The organism is Nonomuraea sp. NPDC049141 (assembly GCF_040648415.1).
GTDB lineage: Bacteria > Actinomycetota > Actinomycetes > Streptosporangiales > Streptosporangiaceae > Nonomuraea.
The window spans coordinates 1-1298 of sequence record NZ_JBEZDR010000125.1 but is presented as its reverse complement, the minus strand read 5'-3'; the positions used below and the strand labels follow the sequence as shown (position 1 = coordinate 1298).

Sequence of the window (1298 nt, the reverse complement as noted above, 5' to 3'; positions counted from 1 at the left end):
GTCGGGGCCCCCCCCCCCGGCACGCCGGGCCCGGGGCCGCTCCGCCGGCCCTACGCGGACCGCCCTGCCGAGCGGCCGGGGATCCGCCCTCCCGACCGGCGCGGGCGGGCCGGGTCGTCGGGCAGAATGGGCGGGGTGCCGGTGGAGATGAGTCGCGAGCGCTTCGAGGAGCTGGTCGGCGACGCGCTCGACGAGGTGCCAGAGGAACTCCTCGCCCTGATGAGCAACGTCGTGATCCTGGTGGAGGACGACCCGCCCCCCGGCGAGGACCTGCTCGGCCTCTACGAGGGGCACGCCCTCACCGAACGGGGCTGGGACTACGCCGGCGTGCTGCCGGACCGCATCCTGATCTACCGCAATCCGATCCTGCGCATCTGCGACGACGACGAGGACGTCGTCGACGAGGTCGCGGTGACGGTGGTGCACGAGATCGCCCACCACTTCGGCATCGACGACGCCCGCCTGCACGAGCTGGGCTGGGGCTGACGGGGCGTGGCAGGGCCGGTCGGCCGGTGGTCGGCGGTTGCCACGGTCGCCTACCGTCGGTCCAGGTACCACGAACTCAGGAGGCACTTCCATGCGCAGCGAGCTGTTCTCGGCGGAGAACCTTGAGAAGGAGTCCGCGCAGCCCGGCATGCGGCTGCAGAACTCCAAGATGCTGAAGATCGAACTCAACGGCGAGGCGATGGCCCGGGTCGGGTCGATGGTCGCCTACCAGGGGCAGGTGCAGTTCCAGGCGCTCGGCTCCGGCGGGCTCGGCAAGTTCCTGAAGCAGAAGCTGACCGGCGAGGGCGTCCCGCTGATGAAGGTCTCCGGTCGGGGGGACGTCTTCCTCGCCGACTTCGCCAAGGACGTGCACGTCATCGACCTGGAGCCCGGCGACGCGCTCTCGATCAACGGTTCCAGCGTGCTGGCCTTCGACTCCACCCTCCAGTACGACATCCGGATGGTCGGCGGGGCCGGCATGGCGTCCTCGTCGGGCCTGTTCAACTGCGTCTTCAGCGGGCACGGGCGGATCGCCATCACCACCAAGGGCACCCCGGTGGTGCTCAACGTCGACGCGCCCACCTACGTGGACCCGCAGGCCGCGGTCTGCTGGTCGGCCAACCTCCAGACCGGCTACCACCGCGCCGAGCAGCTCGGCCTCGGCACGCTGCTCGGCCGGCGCACCGGCGAGTCGTTCACGATGAGCTTCGCCGGGCAGGGCTTCGTCGTCGTCCAGCCCTCCGAGGAGCCGCCGATCATGGGCAGCGGCTCCCAGGAGCAGCAGGGCGGTCTGCTCGGCGGCCTGCTGAGCT

Annotated in this window: 2 protein-coding genes; both read left to right on the top strand. The window is 71.1% G+C overall.

Annotation, left to right across the window (positions count from 1 at the left end; genetic code table 11):
• Window positions 1-126 precede the first annotated feature (126 nt).
• Window positions 127-486: a metallopeptidase family protein gene (locus AB0B91_RS65020; protein WP_284039278.1), complete on the top strand. Its 360-nt coding sequence runs from the start codon at window positions 127-129 to the stop codon at window positions 484-486.
• 91 nt (window positions 487-577) lie between these two features.
• Window positions 578-1298: AIM24 family protein (locus AB0B91_RS65015; protein WP_089002863.1), on the top strand; the 721-nt coding region annotated here is incomplete at its 3' end.